The organism is Aggregatibacter segnis (assembly GCF_003130075.1).
Taxonomy (GTDB): Bacteria; Pseudomonadota; Gammaproteobacteria; order Enterobacterales; family Pasteurellaceae; genus Aggregatibacter; species Aggregatibacter segnis_A.
Genome location: NZ_NRCW01000004.1, coordinates 42,010 through 61,826, shown reverse-complemented (window position 1 = coordinate 61,826; position 19,817 = coordinate 42,010). Strand labels below are relative to the sequence as shown.

The 19,817-nt window shown below is 43.5% G+C and carries 19 protein-coding genes and 1 tRNA gene; 13 read left to right on the top strand and 7 right to left on the bottom strand.

What is annotated here, in order from left to right; genetic code table 11:
* Positions 1–24: 24 nt before the first annotated feature.
* From trpR to nhaA, 3 genes are all read left to right on the top strand, one after another.
* Positions 25–333, top strand: coding sequence for a trp operon repressor (trpR, locus tag DK415_RS05690; RefSeq protein WP_109432823.1), 309 nt, complete (start codon positions 25–27; stop codon positions 331–333).
* Positions 311–1,084 (top strand): monofunctional biosynthetic peptidoglycan transglycosylase, encoded by a 774-nt coding sequence (mtgA, locus tag DK415_RS05685; RefSeq protein ID WP_109432822.1) that lies wholly within the window; start codon positions 311–313, stop codon positions 1,082–1,084. Before trpR ends, mtgA begins: the two co-directional genes overlap by 23 nt.
* Positions 1,085–1,258: 174 nt before the next feature.
* Positions 1,259–2,425, top strand: coding sequence for a Na+/H+ antiporter NhaA (nhaA, locus tag DK415_RS05680; protein WP_109432821.1), 1,167 nt, complete (start codon positions 1,259–1,261; stop codon positions 2,423–2,425).
* 51 nt (positions 2,426–2,476) lie between these two features.
* On the opposite strand, the gene DK415_RS05675 is transcribed toward nhaA, so the two are convergent.
* From DK415_RS05675 to DK415_RS05650, 6 genes are all read right to left on the bottom strand, one after another.
* Positions 2,477–2,692, bottom strand: a complete 216-nt coding sequence (locus tag DK415_RS05675; protein WP_109432820.1) for an excalibur calcium-binding domain-containing protein — start codon at positions 2,690–2,692, stop codon at positions 2,477–2,479.
* Between the two features lie 163 nt (positions 2,693–2,855).
* Positions 2,856–2,941: transfer RNA gene (locus DK415_RS05670), tRNA-Leu, on the bottom strand.
* Between the two features lie 15 nt (positions 2,942–2,956).
* The gene (secG, locus tag DK415_RS05665; protein WP_109127614.1) at positions 2,957–3,307 is read right to left on the bottom strand and encodes a preprotein translocase subunit SecG; all 351 of its coding nucleotides are present in this window, start codon (positions 3,305–3,307) and stop codon (positions 2,957–2,959) included.
* Between the two features lie 158 nt (positions 3,308–3,465).
* Positions 3,466–5,391: a DNA topoisomerase III gene (locus tag DK415_RS05660; protein ID WP_109432819.1), complete on the bottom strand. Its 1,926-nt coding sequence runs from the start codon at positions 5,389–5,391 to the stop codon at positions 3,466–3,468.
* Between the two features lie 29 nt (positions 5,392–5,420).
* Positions 5,421–6,023 (bottom strand): recombination mediator RecR, encoded by a 603-nt coding sequence (recR, locus tag DK415_RS05655; protein WP_021615662.1) that lies wholly within the window; start codon positions 6,021–6,023, stop codon positions 5,421–5,423.
* Between the two features lie 78 nt (positions 6,024–6,101).
* Positions 6,102–6,431 carry a YbaB/EbfC family nucleoid-associated protein gene (locus DK415_RS05650; RefSeq protein ID WP_006717376.1) on the bottom strand — a complete coding sequence of 110 codons (330 nt, stop codon included), beginning with the start codon at positions 6,429–6,431 and terminating at the stop codon, positions 6,102–6,104.
* Between the two features lie 207 nt (positions 6,432–6,638).
* Between DK415_RS05650 and DK415_RS05645 the strand changes: the two genes are divergently transcribed.
* The 5 genes from DK415_RS05645 to fecE all read left to right on the top strand — a co-directional run bounded on the left by DK415_RS05645 (position 6,639) and on the right by fecE (position 11,424).
* On the top strand, positions 6,639–7,709 hold the full coding sequence (locus DK415_RS05645) for a metallophosphoesterase (RefSeq protein ID WP_109432818.1): 1,071 nt from the start codon (positions 6,639–6,641) through the stop codon (positions 7,707–7,709).
* An 82-nt stretch (positions 7,710–7,791) separates the two neighbouring features.
* Positions 7,792–8,685 (top strand): Fe(3+) dicitrate ABC transporter substrate-binding protein FecB, encoded by an 894-nt coding sequence (locus tag DK415_RS05640; protein ID WP_109432817.1) that lies wholly within the window; start codon positions 7,792–7,794, stop codon positions 8,683–8,685.
* Positions 8,685–9,674: an iron-dicitrate ABC transporter permease FecC gene (gene fecC / locus DK415_RS05635; RefSeq protein ID WP_109432816.1), complete on the top strand. Its 990-nt coding sequence runs from the start codon at positions 8,685–8,687 to the stop codon at positions 9,672–9,674. The genes DK415_RS05640 and fecC overlap by 1 nt, the downstream gene beginning before the upstream one ends.
* Complete coding sequence (fecD, locus tag DK415_RS05630; RefSeq protein WP_109432815.1) at positions 9,674–10,657, top strand: Fe(3+) dicitrate ABC transporter permease subunit FecD; 984 nt, start codon at positions 9,674–9,676, stop codon at positions 10,655–10,657. Before fecC ends, fecD begins: the two co-directional genes overlap by 1 nt.
* The gene (fecE, locus tag DK415_RS05625) at positions 10,657–11,424 is read left to right on the top strand and encodes a Fe(3+) dicitrate ABC transporter ATP-binding protein FecE (RefSeq protein ID WP_109082741.1); all 768 of its coding nucleotides are present in this window, start codon (positions 10,657–10,659) and stop codon (positions 11,422–11,424) included. The genes fecD and fecE overlap by 1 nt, the downstream gene beginning before the upstream one ends.
* Positions 11,425–11,507: 83 nt before the next feature.
* On the opposite strand, the gene epmA is transcribed toward fecE, so the two are convergent.
* The gene (gene epmA / locus DK415_RS05620; RefSeq protein WP_109432814.1) at positions 11,508–12,479 is read right to left on the bottom strand and encodes an elongation factor P--(R)-beta-lysine ligase; all 972 of its coding nucleotides are present in this window, start codon (positions 12,477–12,479) and stop codon (positions 11,508–11,510) included.
* A gap of 322 nt (positions 12,480–12,801) precedes the next feature.
* On the opposite strand from epmA, the gene frdA reads away from it, so the two are divergent.
* From frdA to putA, 5 genes are all read left to right on the top strand, one after another.
* Positions 12,802–14,610, top strand: a complete 1,809-nt coding sequence (gene frdA, locus DK415_RS05615; RefSeq protein WP_109432813.1) for a fumarate reductase (quinol) flavoprotein subunit — start codon at positions 12,802–12,804, stop codon at positions 14,608–14,610.
* 4 nt (positions 14,611–14,614) lie between these two features.
* Positions 14,615–15,385 carry a succinate dehydrogenase/fumarate reductase iron-sulfur subunit gene (locus DK415_RS05610; RefSeq protein ID WP_048748842.1) on the top strand — a complete coding sequence of 257 codons (771 nt, stop codon included), beginning with the start codon at positions 14,615–14,617 and terminating at the stop codon, positions 15,383–15,385.
* 11 nt (positions 15,386–15,396) lie between these two features.
* The gene (gene frdC / locus DK415_RS05605) at positions 15,397–15,789 is read left to right on the top strand and encodes a fumarate reductase subunit FrdC (RefSeq protein WP_109127605.1); all 393 of its coding nucleotides are present in this window, start codon (positions 15,397–15,399) and stop codon (positions 15,787–15,789) included.
* 9 nt (positions 15,790–15,798) lie between these two features.
* Positions 15,799–16,143 (top strand): fumarate reductase subunit FrdD, encoded by a 345-nt coding sequence (gene frdD / locus DK415_RS05600; protein WP_109432812.1) that lies wholly within the window; start codon positions 15,799–15,801, stop codon positions 16,141–16,143.
* A gap of 213 nt (positions 16,144–16,356) precedes the next feature.
* On the top strand, positions 16,357–19,809 hold the full coding sequence (putA, locus tag DK415_RS05595; protein ID WP_109432811.1) for a bifunctional proline dehydrogenase/L-glutamate gamma-semialdehyde dehydrogenase PutA: 3,453 nt from the start codon (positions 16,357–16,359) through the stop codon (positions 19,807–19,809).
* Positions 19,810–19,817: the final 8 nt, after the last annotated feature.

Here is a 19,817-nt window from a genome sequence, read left to right as displayed (position 1 = left end):
GTTTAATAGTATAGGATTGTTGATATGTATATTAGTCGCAATTTAGAACAATGGAATGCCTTCCTCAATATGTTGCAAACCGCCTTTGAACAAGGCAAGGCTCAAGAGGTATTAACCTTATTGCTTACTCCCGATGAGCGTGATGCATTAGGGCTTCGCCTACAAATTATCGCCCAATTACTTAATAAAGAGCTGCCACAACGGGAGATCCAACAAAATCTGAACACCAGTGCGGCGACCATCACTCGGGGATCTAACATGTTAAAAACCATGGATCCTGTTTTTATTGATTGGATAAAAACGCAACTCAATGCGCAAGAAAAAAACCATTAAATTTCCATTCAAGCTAGCCAATCTGCGCAATCTATCCTTGCGCAGATTACGGCTTTTTAGGAAATTCCCCACTCAAAGTGCGGTACGTTTTTTATATCGTTTTTTACTTGCTACTTTAGTAGTCACGTTTGCCTTTCGTTTTATTCCCATTCCCTATTCCAGTTATATGCTGGAACAAAAAGTATCTCATATTTTGTCCGGTGATTTTACTTATCAAACACGCTACGATTGGGTGAGCTTAGAGGATATTTCTTGGCAAATGCAATTGGCGGTGATTGCGGCGGAAGATCAGAATTTTCCCGAACACTACGGCTTTGATTTCACCGCGATTAAACGGGCTTTTCTGCATAATCAAAAAAGCAATCGAATCCGTGGTGCCTCCACCATTTCCCAACAAACCGCCAAAAATCTCTATTTATGGCATGGACAAAGTTGGTTACGCAAAGCAATCGAAGTGCCGACAACCTTAATGTTAGAAACCTTGTGGTCCAAAAAGCGTATTCTCGAAGTGTATTTAAACATCGCGGAATTTGGCGAAGGCATTTATGGCGTAGAGGCTGCCAGCCGTTTTTACTTCAAAAAACCGGCCAAAAATTTATCGCAAAATGAAGCCGCACTTTTAGCCGCCACGCTGCCCAATCCGATCATTTATAAAGCCAATGCCCCGAGTGCTTATACCAAGCGCAGACAACTTTGGATTCAACGTCAAATGGAACAATTGGGTAAATCCTACTTAGAAACGCTCAATTAGTTCCAATTTATTTCAAAACTCAAAATAAATAAATTATTCAAAAACCTTAATTAAACAATCTTTAATTAATAAATTCGCCATTTTCTTGAAAAAAACATCAAATTAAGGTAACTTCCTTGCTCCTTATCTATATTTTATTTTTTAATTATTTATCTATTTTGGGGAGTATTCACATTGATTAGGCGTATTCAAACATTTTTCCAATCAGAAGCAGCAGGCGGCATACTATTATTACTTTTTGCCTCAATGGCTATCCTGCTTGCCAACACCTCTTTTAATCAACATTACTTCGGTTTCCTCGATACACCGGTCAGCGTTCAATTTGGTGCTTTCAGCATTGCTAAACCTTTATTAATGTGGGTCAACGATGGCTTTATGGCAGTCTTTTTCGTTTTGGTTGGTATGGAAGTCAAACGTGAAATGTTGGAAGGTTCACTATCAAGCTATCAACAAGCGATTTTCCCTGCTATTGCGGCAATTGGTGGGATGGTGGTTCCGGCCTTAATCTATTTTATGGTTGCCCAAGGTACACCTGAAATTTACTCTGGCTGGGCAATTCCCATGGCCACAGACATTGCCTTTGCCATTGGCATCGTTGCTCTTTTAGGTAAGCGCGTCCCTTTACCACTCAAAGTATTTTTATTGGCACTTGCCATTATTGATGACCTTGGCGCCATTATCGTCATTGCGATCTTTTACTCACATGAACTCAGCACGCCGGCACTGATTATCGCCATGGTGACCATCAGTATTTTAGTCACTATGAATCGCTTTAAAGTCAGCGCACTCTGCGCCTATATGGTCGTTGGCTTAATTTTATGGGCATCCGTATTAAAATCCGGCGTACACGCGACTCTCGCTGGCGTCATTATTGGCTTTTGCATTCCAATGCGAGGTCGCAACGGTTCAAGCCCATTACACCAATTTGAACATATTCTAGCGCCTTGGTGCTCTTATTTAATTCTACCGTTATTTGCTTTTTCCAACGCGGGAGTTCCTTTAGAAAACGTGGGCTTATCCAGCCTTAATTCGCCTCTTACTCTTGGTATCGCACTCGGATTAATCGTCGGAAAACCATTAGGCGTATTTGTGTTCAGCTACTTATCGGTCAAATTACGTCTTGCCCAGTTACCACAAGGGGTTAATTTCGCTCAAATTTTTGCTATTGCAATACTCTGCGGCATCGGTTTTACCATGTCGATGTTCTTAGCAGGTCTGGCTTTCGGCGAAACAACATATAACAGCTTTGATACGCTATCTCGATTAGGGATTTTATTGGGATCAGGGGTATCCGCTGTTGTTGGCTATATTTTATTAAGAAAAACAACAGCTCAACCTTAAGCTGCAAAAAGAAAGCCTTGCTAATCAGCAAGGCCTTTTTATATCGACGAACTATCTACGACAAACATTTTCACAAGGAACTCCATCATTATCCCGATCAAGACGCCCCTCACCACAGACATTAAAGTGGTATTTCGCTTCAGCACAAGAACGCATTTCTTTGCAATACTTCCGCTCATCACAACTGAACTCCTCATGATGATTCGATTTCGCAACGGCAAACTGCACCAGACCAAGTACAACAAAAATGAAAAATATCTTCTGCATAATAAATTCCTTTATTAGGATTTTGAGATGAAATCAGAATACAGACTCAATTAAAATCAGTGACTGCAAGCACAATTATAGGTAAATCACTTCAGAAAGGAAATTTTAGAAAAGGAGAAAAGGAGAAAAAAGAAAACCTAGCATTTCTGCTAGGTTTTATTATTGGTGCTCTGAGCGAGACTTGAACTCGCACGACCTACGGTCACTACCCCCTCAAGATAGCGTGTCTACCAATTCCACCACCAGAGCTTAATTCGATAAATTTTATTGCTGAGGAATATCGCTATTTTTTGTTTCTAACACAGCCGGTGCTTTTTGCTGTTGTTGCTGAATTTGTTCAGCTGTGCCGGATAAATCATCAAATGCGCCTTGTTTTGCATTGTTTTTGTGCGAATTGATGTTGCCAATAACGATACTAATAATAAAGAAGATAATCGCTAAAACAGCTGTTGTTCTAGAAAGGAAGTTACCTGCACCGGCAGAACCAAAAACGGTACCGGATGCGCCACCACCAAAAGATGCACCAGCATCTGCACCTTTACCTTGTTGTAACAGGATAAAAGCGATAAGGGCAATGGAAACGACCAAATAAATGATTAACAAAGCTGAGTACATTTTATCTTCTCTGATTTAGCAAATTCTAATTAAAAATAACGGCGCAGATATTAGCGGATATCTTGATGCTCCGCAAGTTGTTTTATGTATTTTTACGCTGTTTGGTGCAAATTCGATCAGTAAAAAAACATTTTGAAAAACGACCGCACTTTTAACCCTCATTCACTTTTCTTTGTTCTCGGCGCAGCCTTTTTCACGCTTTGATTATACCGGCTTAACTCGCGTAAAGCGGAAAAATTAATGTAGTGCAATAATTCAGGCAAAAGCTGGGTGAGGTTTTGCATAAATTGCTGATAACTCGCCTGTTTACGGCTAATACCATCAAGCTGTGACTCCCAATGAGCCGTCATGTCAGGCTGTGTTGCCACATCCGGCAACGCATTAATTAAGATTCGTCCCGCCTCTGTGCTGTGAATATTACGCCCTTTTTTATATAGAAAACCACGCTTAAACAACAATTCAATAATGCCCGCACGCGTCGCTTCCGTGCCTAACCCATCCGTTTCACGCAAAATTTTTTTCAATTCTTTGTCTTGCACGAAACGAGCAATGCCCGTCATGGCAGAAAGCAAGGTCGCATCTGTAAAAGGTTTTGGCGGTTGCGTTTTTTTACTGATAATTTCACCCTTTTCACAATGCAACATTTGCCCTTTTTTGACGACCGGCAACAGCGCATCTTGCTGTTCATCATCGCTGTCTTCTTTGCCCCAAAGCTGTTTCCAACCGGCAATTTGCAAATTGCGAGCCTGCGCCACAAAAGTCCCACCGGCAATATTCAAAGTAATTTTACATTTACGGTATTCTGCATCCGGGCAGAACTGCATCAAATATTGGCGGGCAATTAGAAAATAAATATGTTGTTCCGCCGGACTCAAACTCACCGGGCGGTTCTTTGCTGTCGGGATGATGGCATGGTGCGCTTCGACTTTTTTATCATTCCAACAACGATTTTTTTGTTCAGGATCAATAATTTCCGGCAAAGGTTGAAATTGCGTTAAATGGGTAGAAATGGCATTCATCACCGCCATTCGATCAGCAAAATGTTCTTTTGGCAAATAACGACAATCAGAACGTGGGTACGTAATTAATTTATGGGTTTCATACAAACGTTGACAGGTGTCCAGCACTTCCTGTGCGGACATCCCGAACCGCTTGGCTGCATCAATTTGCAACGCTGACAAAGAATAGGGCAACGGTGCCGTTTCTTTTTCCCGTTTATCCGAATAATCCGTCACTTCCGCCGGTTGGTCGGTAATGCGTTTCACCACATTTTCCGCCAACGCATGAGATAATACGCGCCCATCCTCGTCCTGATAATCTTCACAGGCTTTGCTCGGCTGCCATAACGCAGAAAAAAGTGCGGTCGATTTCTTCGGTGTTTCTTCCTCTTTTGGGTCACGCAACCAAGCCAACACCTCAAAGAAATCTTTTGGTTGGAAATGTTCAATTTCCAAATCACGGCGTACGATAAGGCCAAGTACGGGCGTTTGCACTCGCCCAACAGAAAGCACACCGTTATACCCTGCTTGTCTGCCGCGAATGGTGTAAGCACGGGTCATGTTAATACCATAGAGCCAATCGGCGCGCGCACGTGCCAATGCGGAGGTAGCAAGAGGCACAAAATCACGATTCTGTTGTAATTTTTTAATGGCTTTTTCTACCGCACTTGGGTTCAGGTCGCTGATTAAACAACGCTGAATGGCATTGCGTTTTTCCGGTGGTAAATTGAGATAACTGAACACTTCGTCCACCAGTAATTGCCCTTCACGATCCGGGTCGCCTGCGTTGACGAGAATATCTGCTTGCTGCACCAATTTTTCAACGGTTTTCAGCTGTTTATAGGTTTCTTTTTTCGGAATCAACTGCCACTTTTGCGGGACGATAGGCAAGTCATCTAAACGCCATTGTTTAAAGCGAGCATCATAAGCATCGGGTTCTGCCTGTTCCAGCAAATGCCCTACGCACCAAGTTACGCAGTCATTATCGCCACATTTGATAAAGCCATCACCGCGTTGATGCGGTTTCGGCAAAACATCCGCAATCGCACGCCCAAGGCTTGGTTTTTCTGCTATAAAAAGTCGCATAAACAAGAAAACGCAGAGGAGAGAAAAGATTAGCCGATTTCGCGGCGGCCTAAGAAAGAATGGGTCAGCGTGGTGCCATCCACCATTTCCAATTCACCGCCCACCGGAATGCCGTGGGCAATGCGGCTGACTTTGACGTTTTGTTGCAAACACAATTCCGCAATGTAATTCGCCGTGGCATCGCCTTCGACAGTGGGATTTGTCGCCAAAATCACTTCCTTGAAGGATTCTGTTTGTAAACGTTTTTGCAATAAATCCAAGCCGATCTCTCGTGGACCAATGCCGTCCAATGGCGATAAATGCCCCATAAGCACAAAATAACGCCCAGAAAATTGCCCGGTTTGCTCAATGGCAAGAATATCTGCCGGCATTTCCACCACACAAAGCAACCCCGAATTTTGACGGCGAGGGTTGTTGCAAATATGACAAACCTCTTCTTCCGTGAAAGTACGACAATGCTCACAATGCCCAATTTTTGACATGGCTTCAGTCAGCCCTTGTGCTAAACGCATACCGCCACTACGGTTACGTTGCAATAAATGATACGCCATGCGTTGTGCGGATTTAGGGCCAACGCCCGGTAATACACGTAAGCTTTCGATCAAATTTTCTAACAAGGGACTGGTTTGCATAAGGTTCTCGGTGAATTGACTGAAAAAAAATAAACCGCACTTTAGTCATAAAGTGCGGTAAGTTTTACGGACGTTTTTTTAGAATGGCATTTTGAAGCCCGGCGGCAATGGCATGCCGGCGGTGACAGACGCCATTTTTTCTTTTTGTAACTCTTCAGCACGGCGTACTGCATCATTAAATGCAGCGGCGATTAAGTCTTCCAGCATTTCTTTGTCGTCTTCCATTAAAGAAGGATCAATGTCAATACGACGGCAGTTATGCGCACCGTTAATCGTGATTTTCACTAGTCCTGCGCCTGATTCGCCGGTCACTTCTAATTGTGCAATTTCTTCTTGCATTTTTTGCATACGATCTTGCATTTGCTGGGCTTGTTTCATCAAGTTGCCCAAACCGCCTTTTCCGAACATAAATTTTCTTCCGTTATTAAAAAGTTGAGTAAAAAAATGTGGGCATTTTAGCGAAAAAATTGCCGATTGGGAACGATCAATTTACCGTGCCGTTGCGCAGCGCCTTTATCCATATTATTATCCGAGCCCTCCTCTCTTCTGATAAAAAAGCACTGCTTTTGGAAGATAAACGCATAATAAAACAACCGCACTTTTAACAGAAAAATGATGGAAACCCGACACTACATCACCATGGCCATTGCCGTGCTGGCCTTACAACTCATGCTATTCGGTTTTAGTCGTACACTCGGCTGGCTTTTTAATCTCAACCCCAAAACACGCACTAAGCTGACCATCACCCTCTTTTTGCTATTCAATATTTTGGTTTCTACTGCGCCATTGCGTCTTTATACCGAAAGTTTTCGAGTAAGCGCCTTGCTTCTCACTCTATTGTTGTTTTCAACATTTAGCAGCCTGATTGTGGCTTTTCTTTACCTGCTTCGCAAACAATGGCGTAATCAAATAAAATGGCTTTATCCTGTGATTTTTCTCAGTTTCATCGCCACCACCTGTTACAACGCTTATGTGCCGACCATTCGCCATTTTCAAGTGAAATTAGATAAACCTATACAACCTTTACGCATTGGTATGGCAAGCGATTTGCATTTAGGGCGTTTGTTTGGTTCAACACAGTTAGATACCTTGGCTGACATCATGCGACAGGAAAAGGTAGATATTATTTTGCTCCCCGGTGACATTATGGATGATAACGTCAACGCCTATTTAGCGGAGAAAATGCAACCGCACTTTGCCAACCTACAAGCCCCACTTGGCGTGTATGCCACCCTGGGAAACCATGACTTCTTTGGCGATCAACAACGCATTGAAGCGGAAATGCGCAAAGCAGGGATCATTCCCGTGATGGATGAAAGTGTCGTGATTGATGGACGTTTTACCCTCATTGGTCGCAATGACGACCTTGTTAAAAACAGACCAACAGCGGCGCAATTACTAAAAGGTGTCAATACGGCATTACCAGTGATTTTAATGGATCATCGTCCAACAGAGATTGAACAACACGCCAATTTGCCCATTGATATTCAGCTTTCCGGGCACGCTCATAATGGACAAATTTTCCCGGCAAATTTTGTTGTAAAACTGATTTATCGCTTAAGTTACGGCTATGAAAAAATCAATCAAGGACACTTTTTTGTCACGTCAGGTTATGGCTTTTGGGGCGTGCCGATGCGTTTGGGCTCACAATCGGAAGTGATGATCATTGACGTGGTCGGACGTTAAAAAAGAATTATTCTCAATACCGAGTCCTGTGTATAATATAACCTCTTACGCTTATGTTTTTATGATGATAGAGGACTCGGAAATGAAAAAATTCGTCAAAGCAACCCTTACTTCTCTTTTCCTTATGGCTTCTGTGACGGCAAGTGCTGTGACCGTCACCGATGCTAAAGGTGAATTCACTATTGATCAAACCCCAAGTCGCATTGTCGCGTTAGAATATTCTTTCGTTGATGCCCTTGCTCAAGTCGGTGTTAGCCCGGTTGGCGTTGCCGATGACAACGATAAAACCCGTATTTTGCAGGAAGTGCGCGATAAGATTCAACCTTGGCAATCTGTCGGTACCCGTTCACAACCAAGTCTTGAAGCCATTGCCGCATTAAAACCCGATTTAATTATCGCTGATCCTTCCCGTCACACAGCAGTGTATGAAGAATTGAAAAAAATCGCTCCGACCATGATGTTTGATTCCCGTCATGAGAGCTATCAGGAGAATCTTGATACGGCACAAAAAATCGGGGATGTTGTCGGCAAAGGCGGTGAAATGAAATTGCAAATTGATAAACACAATAAAATTATCGAAAGCATTGCGCAAAATATCAATGTGAAAGGCAAAAAAGCAATTTTCGGCACATCCCGCGAAGACAAATTCAATTTACAAAATGACAGTGGTTATGTCGCCAGCTTCCTTGGTGTTCTAGGTTTTAACTCGCCAAAATTACCAAACGCCACTCAAGCCTTTGCTGAAATCAATCTTGAGCAATTAGTGATGGAAAAACCGGACTATATGTTTATCGCCCACTATCGCCAAGAAAGTATCGTCCGCAAATGGGAAGCTGAACCTTTATGGCAAGCCATTCCTGCCGTAAAAGCCAAACGTGTATTTAGCGTCAATGCCGATATGTGGGCACGCGGACGCGGCATTACGGCCAGTGAGATCATGGCAAAACAAGTTGAACAATTCGTTAATCAAAAATAATGTTTGGCACAGCTTTTCGTTGGGGCTTGCCCCTACTAGGACTGGCTTTCCTGTTATGGGGAAGCCTGTTTTTATACTACCCTATTGAAATTTCACCATTAGATGCGCTAAACGCCTTTTTCCCCAATGGCGATGAATTGGCCAAGATCACCGTGGTCGATTTACGCTTTCCGCGGGCGTTAGTGGCGATCGCATTAGGCGCCAATTTGGCGGTAGCCGGGGCATTATTACAGACCATCACCCGCAACCCACTAGCCTCACCAACGCTACTAAGCGTCAATTCCGGCGCAAGTTTGTCCATGGTAACGGCGAGTGCCATTAGCCCGGCCTTATTATCAGGTTATAGCATTGCCTTAGTGGCAAGTATCGGCGGTGGAATCAGCTGGTTGGTTGTAATGTTGATCAGCAACGCGTGGAAAGACAGTAGCGGCGATCGCAGTCGCGTTATTTTAGCGGGGATTGCCGTGTCGTTATTGTGTACTGCCCTCACCAAATTAGTGTTAATTATGTCGGAAGATCACGCCTTTGGGGTAATGAGTTGGCTTGCCGGCGGCATTTCTCACGCCCGTTGGAACGAATGGCACGCTATTTGGCCGTTTGTGCTATCGAGCGCTCTCTTTTGCCTCTTCTTTGCCAGCCGCTTAAATTTACTCAATTTGAGCGACGAATCCGCTCAATCCTTGGGAATTAATCTGTTCCGTCTGCGTTGGTATGCCAATATCATGGCATTATTAATTGTAGGTTCAGCCGTTAGCGTAGCCGGCCCAGTCGCCTTTATCGGTTTGTTAATTCCACACTTAGCACGTTATTGGATCGGCTATGATCTACGAAAATCATTACCCATGTCCATGTTATTAGGCGCCATTTTAATGTTGGCGGCTGATACCGTTGCCCGTGCTGTTGATTTCCCAAGTGAAGTGCCTGCCGGCGCCATTTTGGCCTTAATCGGTGCGCCAATCTTTGTATTATTTGCCAGAGGAAAACACTAATGCGCCGTTCTCATTCAGGATTCCGTGCAATCGGCTTTTACTTATCGGCACTCTGTACGGTCGCGCTATTATTTGTATTAAGCATTCGTTACGGCACTTACACGCTATCCTTTGACGAAATTAGCCTGGCCTTTCACCCTGACGATAAAAACTATTTCACTTTAATGGAATACCGTCTGCCACGCGCGCTACTCGCCATTATTATCGGCGGCGCATTGGCCATTTCCGGGGTGTTGGTGCAAAGTGTCGTGCGTAATCCGTTGGCCTCTCCTGATATTTTAGGAATCAATAACGCCGCCGGTTTAGTTGCCGTTACCGTATTAATCTTCCTACCGAATTTAGCCTTTTACTGGCTACCGATTTTCGCCTTTATCGGCGGTGTCCTGTCTTTCATTTTGTTATGGATGATATGTGGTTTTAACTTCCGCCCGATCAAAATGGCCATTATCGGCGTAGCGCTTTCTGCCCTATGGGCGGCAATCAGCCATTATTTAATGCTAACTAATCCGGTAGAAATCAACACGGCTATGCTTTGGCTAACCGGAAGTTTGTGGGGCAGAAGTTGGGCTTATGTCAATGTTGTTTTGCCTTGGTTGTTGGTGTTATTGCCGTTACCGTTTATTTTCTGCCGAGATTTGGACACTTTAGGTTTAGGTGAAAACAAAGCGGCCACCTTGGGAGTAAGCGTAAATAAAACGCAAATCTTGGTATTAGTGCTGGCTGTTGCGCTTTCCACCACAGCCGTCGCCATTTGCGGTCCCATCGCATTTCTCGGCTTAGTTGCACCGCACTTAGCACGCAAATTGGTCGGTGGACGTCACCGCACATTATTGCCGGCGGCCATGCTAGTCGGCACGTTGTTGTTACAAATTTCCGATATTTTAGCGCGGGTTATCGATCCGCCGACAGAACTGCCCGCCGGTATTCTCACCGCCATTATCGGCGCCCCTTACTTCTTCTATTTATTGATGAGAACGAAATAATGAGCATTGAGATCAATAAGTTACAATTAGGCTATCAAGATAAAACTATCGTACGGGATTTATCTCTCAGCTTTCCTAGCAACCAAATCATAGCCTTAATTGGCCCGAACGGGTGTGGCAAATCCACAACACTGAAAGCAGTGGCCCGTTTGCTCAAGCCTCGCCTAGGCACAATTACTCACAAAGGCAAAGATATTTGGCAAAGCACCCCGAAAGAATACGCCAAACAATTAGCGTTCTTGCCACAACAACATTTGGTGCCTGAAGGCATTAAAGTACGTGAATTAATTGCTTACGGCCGTTCGCCTTATTTGAATTTGTGGGGCAAATTAAGTGATAAAGATGAGCAATTAGTGGCTTGGGCTATGGAACAAACCCACACCACAGAATTAGCGGAACATTTGGTATCGGATTTATCCGGCGGGCAACAACAACGGGTTTTCTTAGCCATGACATTAGCGCAAGATGCAGAGCTTGTTCTGTTAGATGAACCCACAACTTATTTGGATCTCAACCGACAGGCGGAACTCATGGGTATGATGCGTCAAATGCAACAAAACGGCAAAACCGTCATTACAGTACTCCATGATTTAAATCAGGCTTGTCGTTATTGTGATTATTTAATCGTTCTCAAAGACGGCAACCTTATGGCCCAAGGGACGCCTGACGAAGTGATGACAGAGGGCCTGTTAAAAGAGGTGTTTGATTTAGAGGTGGTGATTCACCGCGATCCGATTAGCCAAACACCAATGTTTATTTTGAAGTAAATAAAGTGCGGTCATAAAAAACATTTTATTTTTCGACCGCACTTTTAACATTTAAAAAAACATCGCCATTGATGACCGAACTTTTAAGCATTGTCTATCGCAAAGGAAATCACCTCTTTAATACTCTCCGCGCCCATGGCAATCATGAGCAAGCGATCCACACCGAGAGCGACGCCTGAACAATCCGGAATTCCGGCTTGTAACGCCCCCAACAAACGTTTATCAATATTACGCACCGGCAGACCGGCTTTTTCCCGTTGACGATTATCCAACTCGAAGCGATGTAATTGTTCCCGCACATCCGCCAATTCATGGAAACCATTAGCAAGCTCTAGCCCTTTGTAATAAAACTCAAAACGCTCTGCAACACGCAGATCCTCCGAGCTAATTTGCGCCAACGCCGCTTGGCTTGCGGGGAAATGATATACCACGACCGGGCAGTCATGTCCTATTTGTGGTTCCACCACCGTACTGAAAAGAAATTGCAACAACGTATCGCGATTCTCTTTTTCTGCATCCACCAACTGATATTTTTTCGCTTTTGCCACAAGTTCGGATAATTCCGCCGACAACGGATCCAATCCGACATATTGTTGAAAAGCGAATTGATAGCTCATGCTTTCTGCCGGCGGACACTCCAATATTTGTTGTAATAAATCATCTACTTCATTAATTAAACGGTACATATCAAAGTGTGGTCGATACCATTCCAGCATCGTAAATTCCGGATTATGGCGATTACCCGCTTCTTCATTACGAAACACTTTGCCAATTTGAAATATCGGACCACTGCCGGCGGCCAACAAACGCTTCATGTGATATTCCGGACTGGTGGAAAGCCACAATGTTTTAGATTGCTCTCCGAAAGGAGAAACAAATTCAGTGCTGAATGTGGCAAGATGAAGATCTGTCACGCCAAATTCGCTTAATACCGGTGTTTCTACTTCCAACAAACCGCGATCAGTAAAAAATCGACGAATTTCTGCAATTAATTTTGCACGGTCAAGTAAGTTTTTGATGGATGCCGTTGGTTGCCATGCTTCTTGTTCAAACATAAATATCCCTTTGCTGAAGATAATTTGAAAAATTTGCGACTTATTCTAAAACAAGTGAATCAAAATTCATAAATGAATCCTTTTTCCACCGCACTTTTATGCACTTTTTAGTTAACTCAACGTTAATAACTTGTTAACAATAAGACAAAATGTAAACAACTGGTTCTGTTTGTTAACTTTTTTGAGGTAGATCACGAAATCGCGACAAAGTTTGAGAAAAAAGGTTCTAATCACAAAAAATAATGGCAAAATGACTTCACCCTAACAGTACCAAAAATCTATTTGGTGTTTTTATTATCATCCCTTTACTTGGAGGAATATCGTGCAAACTGTTAACGTCGATATCGCCATTGTTGGCGCAGGTGGCGGTGGTTTACGTGCGGCGATTGCTGCAGCCCAAGCTAATCCAAATCTTAAAATTGCTTTAGTATCAAAAGTTTACCCAATGCGCAGTCATACTGTTGCGGCTGAAGGTGGTGCTGCGGCAGTGATTAAAGAAGAAGACTCCTACGATAAACACTTCCACGATACCGTTGCCGGTGGCGACTGGTTGTGTGAGCAAGATGTCGTGGAATATTTCGTGGAACACTCTCCGGTGGAAATGACTCAACTTGAACGCTGGGGCTGCCCTTGGAGCCGTAAAACCGATGGTGATGTAAACGTACGCCGTTTCGGTGGGATGAAAATCGAACGTACTTGGTTCGCTGCTGATAAAACCGGTTTCCATTTACTTCACACGTTATTCCAAACCTCCATTCAATACCCACAAATCATTCGTTTCGATGAACACTTTGTATTAGACATTTTAGTGGATGACGGTCATGCACGTGGTATGGTAGCCATGAACATGATGGAAGGTTCTTTAGTACAAATTAATGCTAACGCCGTTGTTATCGCCACAGGTGGTGGTTGCCGAGCATTCCGTTTCAACACTAACGGCGGTATTGTTACCGGTGACGGCTTATCAATGGCTTATCGCCATGGCGTACCATTGCGTGACATGGAATTCGTTCAATATCACCCTACCGGCTTACCAAATACCGGTATCTTAATGACCGAAGGTTGTCGTGGTGAAGGTGGTATCTTAGTTAATAAAGACGGCTATCGCTATTTACAAGACTACGGTTTGGGACCAGAAACACCAATCGGCAAACCGGAAAACAAATACATGGAATTAGGCCCTCGTGACAAAGTATCTCAAGCGTTCTGGCAAGAATGGCGTAAAGGTAACACCTTAAAAACAGCTAAAGGCGTTGATGTGGTGCACTTAGATTTACGTCACCTTGGTGAAAAATACTTACACGAACGTTTACCATTCATTTGTGAATTAGCGAAAGCTTATGAAGGTGTCGATCCGGCACAAGCGCCAATTCCTGTACGCCCGGTAGTTCACTACACCATGGGTGGTATCGAAGTTGACTTCAACAGCGAAACCCGCATTAAAGGTTTATTTGCGGTGGGTGAATGTGCCTCTTCCGGTTTACACGGCGCGAATCGTTTAGGTTCCAACTCCTTGGCTGAATTAGTGGTATTAGGTCGTGTTGCGGGTGAATATGCTGCACAACGCGCAATTGAAGCCACACCGGCGAACCAAGCAACACTTGATGCACAAGCACAAGACATTGTAAAACGTTTGACTGATCTCTATAACCAGGAAGGTACTGAGTCTTGGTCTGAAATTCGTGACGAAATGGGTCAGGCCATGGAAGAAGGTTGCGGTATCTATCGTACCCAAGAAAGTATGCAACAAGCTGTTAATAAAATTGCAGAACTCAAAGAACGTTACAAACACATTCGTATTACTGACCGTTCTAGCGTATTTAATACAAACTTATTGTATACCGTTGAATTGGGTTACATTTTGGACGTGGCACAATCTATTGCGAACTCTGCGATTGAACGTAAAGAGTCTCGTGGTGCGCACCAACGTTTGGATTACACCGAACGTGATGATGTGAACTACTTGAAACATACCTTGGCGTTCTATAACGAAAACGGTGCACCACGCATTGAATACAGCCCGGTGAAAATCACTAAATCACAACCGGCAAAACGTGTTTACGGTGCAGAAGCAGAAGCAGCAGAAGCAGCCGCCAAAGCAAAAGAACAAGCTCAAGCGGGTAAGGAGTAATAATATGGCCGAACAATCAATCATGAACGTTGAAGTTCTACGTTATAATCCTGAAGTTGATAAGGAACCGCACTTAAAAACCTATCAAGTGCCTTATGACAGCCAAACATCCTTACTTGATGCTTTAGGTTACATTAAAGATAAACTTGAACCGGAACTTTCTTATCGCTGGTCATGCCGTATGGCGATCTGTGGTTCTTGCGGCATGATGGTAAATAACATTCCAAAATTGGCATGTAAAACCTTCTTGCGTGACTACAGTGGTCATATGCGTATTGAAGCCTTAGCAAACTTCCCGATTGAACGCGATTTAATCGTTGACTTAAGTCACTTCATCGAAAGCTTAGAAGCCATCAAACCTTATGTGATTGGTAACAAAGCGCCTGAGTTAGATGGTAAACCACATCCATCGAAAGAATTAGCGAAAAGCCGTACTAAACAAACTCCGGCTCAATTGGAAAAATATCGCCAATTCTCCATGTGTATCAACTGTGGTTTATGTTATGCCGCCTGTCCACAATTCGGTTTAAACCCGGAATTCGTTGGTCCAGCCGTATTAACCTTAGGTCATCGTTATAACTTAGATAACCGCGACCATGGTAAAGCAGAACGGATGAAAATCATGAATGGTGAAAATGGCGTTTGGTCTTGTACCTTCGTAGGCGCCTGTTCCGAAGTGTGTCCAAAACATGTAGGCCCGGCAACCGCCATTAACCAAGGCAAATTAGAAAGTGCCAAAGATTACCTCATTTCCATGCTTAAACCGAAGGCGTAAGGGGAAAGATTATGACTACAACAGTAAGTAAACGTAAAAAATACGTTCGTGAAATCACCCCGACTTGGTGGAAAAGTTGGGATTTCTACAAATTCTACATGCTACGTGAAGCGACTGCCGTGCCAACCGTTTGGTTCAGCTTAGTATTGCTTTACGGTGTGATTTGTTTAGGCAAAGCAGATGGATTTGTCATGAATTTCATTCCATTCTTACAAAATCCACTTGTTGTGATTCTTAACATCATTTCATTGGCCGCTTTATTGCTCCATGCTGTCACCTTATTTGATATGACAGGCGAAGTGATGTCAGGTACCACCGGTTTGCCGGCAAAACTCATTAAAAATGCTTTACGTGGCGCGTTTGTCGCCGTTACCGTATTGGCTTTAGTGTTAGTATTTATCTAGGGGGAAGTCATGGTTAATCAAAATCCAAAACGTTCAAACGAACCACCTGTCTGGTTAATGTTCAGTGCGGGTGGCATGGTAAGTGCTTTGGCTTTCCCCGTGTTAATTCTTATTCTCGGCTTCCTATTGCCTTTCAGTATCATTAGTCCGGAGAATATCATTGCCTTTGCACACCATTGGCTAGGGAAATTAGTTATTCTCGTTCTCACAATTTTCCCAATGTGGGGAGGCTTACACCGCGTTCATCACGGTATGCATGATATTAAAGTTCATGTACCGGCCGGCGGATTTATTTTCTACGGTTTGGCAACACTTTATAGCATCATCGTGTTATTTGCCGTGTTCAATCTATAATCTCTCATCCTAAATAAAAAACTCCCTCAATGTAGGGAGTTTTTTATTTCCAGCTTCTCTTTCAGTATATAAAACACTTAATTCGTACATATTACGAACAACAAAACCTCATTTTTTATGTGACTTCAATCACAGATCACCAAAAAAGTCATTTACTAATAAACATACCACCTATACTTTGTTAACAATTATATAACAAAAGGAGGTTTTCTCATGCAATTCACACTATCAAAACAATATAGCCCTATTCGCCAAGCGATCACCGCAAATTATCGTTTAGATGAGAAAAGTGCGGTCGATTCTTTAGTGAAAACATTAGATTTTTCTCCAGAACAAGAACAACGCATCACTGACAATGCTATTAAGTTAATTAAAAAATTACGCCAACTAAAACAAAAACAATATGGCGCAGATGCCTTAATGCAAGAGTTTTCATTAAGCAGTGAAGAGGGAGTGGCGTTAATGTGTTTGGCAGAAGCCTTATTACGCATTCCTGATGCACAAACCCGCGATGACTTAATTTATGAGAAATTGCAAGAAGGGAACTGGAAATCTCACATTGGCAATTCCAATTCGTTCTTCATCAACGCTGCAAGTTATGGCCTACTCTTTGGCAAAAAAATCAGTGAAACGCTTGATGAAAACAGTTTATCGAATGCGCTCACCCGTAGTTTCTCCCGTTTGTCTGCGCCTATTATGCGTATGGCAATTATCAAATCTATGCAGATTTTGGGTAAACAGTTCGTTACCGGCGTGACTATGCAAGAGGCGCTACAAAACATCAAACCACGTTACGAAAAAGGTTTTACGTTTTCTTTTGATATGTTGGGCGAAGCTGCCATGACAGAAGCCGATGCACAACGCTATTTCAATGACTATTTACACGCCATTGAAGAAGTGGGTAAAGACGCAGCCGGCAGAACCATTTATAACGGTAACAGTGTTTCCGTTAAACTTTCTGCGATTCACCCGAAATATAGCCGTTCCAAATATGATCGTACCATCAATGAGCTTTACCCTCGCTTAAAAGAACTCTTCTTATTAGCGAAAAAATACAACATCAGTATCAATATTGATGCGGAAGAGGCCAACCGTTTAGAGCTTTCCCTCGATCTTGTGGAAAAATTATTAGATGAACCGGAATTACAAGGCTACAAAGGCATTGGTTTCGTGGTGCAGGCATACTCCAAACGTTGTCCATTTGTGTTGGATTATTTGATTAATTTAGCCAGAGAAAAACAAGGCTATTTGATGATTCGTCTTGTTAAAGGCGCTTATTGGGACAGCGAAATCAAATGGGCGCAAGCAGACGGTTTGGACGGTTTCCCACTTTACACACGTAAAAATCACACCGATATTTCTTATATTGCTTGTGCGAAAAAATTATTTGCCGCGCAAGATGTCATTTATCCGCAATTTGCCACCCATAACGTGCAAACCATGTGCACGATTCACGAATTAGGCCAAGGTAAAAACTTTGAATTCCAATGCCTACACGGCATGGGGGAATCTCTTTATGACAATATTGTGGGGAAAGACAATCTGAATCGACAAGTGCGTGTCTATGCACCGGTGGGGACACACGCTACCTTGTTAGCCTATTTAGTCCGCCGTCTCTTAGAAAACGGTGCAAACTCCTCTTTCGTTCACCAGCTAGTTGATGAAAACATTCCGGTCGAACAACTTGTTACACCACCATGGAAACTTTATGCCAAATCTCATGGCGAGCCGAATAAGTCGGTTCTTAAACCGTTAGAATTATTTAAAAACCGTAAAAACTCCGCCGGTTTCGATCTGAGCAATGAATTGGAATTAGCAAGATTAGAACAAGCGCTGAATGCGGCAACCATTGAAAACGCTACCTCTTTAGTCGCATTTGACAATGCTGAAAATGTACCGGCACATCAAGTCACCAATCCGGCCAATCTCAATGAAACTGTCGCAGAAGTCGCCTTTTTAGCCGTAAATCAAGCGGAAAAAGCGTTTACCGCTACCGACAATACGCAATGGAAAGCTAAAAGTGCGGTGGAAAAAGCCAATGTTTTACGCAATGCTGCCGACTTATATGAAGAACATTTCGGTTTATTGATGAAACTCGCAGTGGTTGAAGCGGGCAAAACCTTGCCAAACGCCATTGCCGAATTGCGTGAAGCCGTGGATTTCTTACGTTATTACGCCGTTCAATTAGAACAACTGGCAACACAAAATCACCTTGCCGAGCCCCGTGGAAAAGTACTTTGTATTTCTCCATGGAACTTCCCATTAGCCATCTTTACCGGCCAAATTGCCGCCTCTTTAGCGGCTGGCAATGCAGTGATTGCAAAACCGGCTGAACAAACCTCATTAATTGCGTATGCCGCCGTAAAACTCTTATACCAAGCCGGCATCCCGAAAGAAACCCTACAACTGGTGTTAGGTGCCGGAGATTTAGGAGCAGCGTTAGTCCAACAAGCTTTTGATGGCGTCGTATTTACCGGTTCAACCGAAGTGGCCAAACTCATTGAGCAACGTCTAGCATTGGCAGATAACGATCCTGTGTTGATTGCGGAAACTGGCGGTCAAAACGTCCTTGTCGTTGACTCTTCAGCCTTACCGGAACAAGTCGTTGCCGATGTTCTTAGCTCCGCCTTTGACTCGGCAGGTCAACGTTGTTCCGCATTACGCATCTTATTATTACAAGAAGATGTGGCAGATCATTATTACAAAATGATCACGGAAGCCATTAAAGAATTAAGTTTAGGCGACCCACGTCTATTGGCTACCGATATCGGTCCTGTGATTGATGAAGAAGCTAAACAAAATCTAGAAAACCACAAGGCAGCCATGCGTAAAGTCGCCCGCGCTTATGCGGAAATCGACACACCAACCCAAGGGTATTTCGTGGCGCCAAGTGTGTATCTGTTGGATAACCTCGATCAAGTGCAGCGTGAAGTCTTCGGTCCGATTCTACACATCGTACGTTATAAAAAAGATAACTTACTCAATGTCCTTAAAATGGTAAATGAAAAAGGTTATGCGCTGACCGGCGGTTGCCATACCCGTATTCGCAAACAGATGGATATGGTGGAACGCCACTTAAACTGCGGTAACTTCTATATCAACCGTAATATTGTAGGCGCGGTGGTTGGTGTTCAACCGTTTGGCGGACACGGATTGTCCGGTACGGGGCCGAAAGCCGGCGGTGAGTTCTATTTGCAACGCTTAACCCGCACGCCTCGCTACTACAGCCAATTTGGCGATGAAAATACGCTAGGCACAACCAAACCGGTATTAGAAAGTATCACCGGTGAACACAACTCCCTAGCTTATCTGCCTTGTGAAGTAGCCATTCTCAACGGCGACTTAGCGGCAGCAGAAAAAGCGGCAGAAAAATTGCTTGCCAAAGGTTTTAGCATTTTGGTGGAACCACAGCATCCATTAGCCGCCAAAGCCAAACCGGATATTCGTGTTGATACGAAGTTAGGTCATTGTCAAAAAGGCATTTATTTGACCGCACTTGATAAAGCTAAACGTCAATGGTTGGCTGAAAACAGTCAAGCTATTTTCAAATGTTACGACTGGCAAGATACCCAAGATTTACTGCCATTGTATGATGAGTTTTCTCGCAGTTATAACACCACTGCGGCAGGTGGAAACACCTCATTAATGTCCTCTCAAGAAGAATAAAAGGAGTG